The sequence below is a fragment of the Pseudomonas sp. SIMBA_041 genome (assembly GCF_046535095.1).
Lineage (GTDB): Bacteria > Pseudomonadota > Gammaproteobacteria > Pseudomonadales > Pseudomonadaceae > Aquipseudomonas > Aquipseudomonas mucoides.
The window spans coordinates 1-253 of record NZ_JAWRXJ010000629.1; the positions used below are offsets into that span (position 1 = coordinate 1).

The 253-nt window shown below is 41.9% G+C and carries 1 protein-coding gene; it reads right to left on the reverse strand.

The features are described from left to right. Nucleotides 1–253: hypothetical protein (locus SB725_RS32625; protein WP_410923630.1), on the reverse strand; the 253-nt coding region annotated here is incomplete at both ends.

The window sequence follows — 253 nt, forward strand, 5'->3', positions numbered from 1 at the left end:
GTTTGGTTGATAGCGAAGATGTCGTTTTTGAAGTTTTAGATAAGGTTAAATTAGGCTTTCCTGTATCAATAAAACGATACCAGCGACCGATATTCTTATCACGTAACTCGCGGCCAATCGTAGTTGCACCAATGACCATTGCCAATATATGTAATAAGGCAGGTATGACGGTCGATGCCAAAAACTGCTGATAATTGGTCGCAGCATTGAATAAGCTAATACGCTGCACACTGATAGGCGCGTAAGCCGTCAT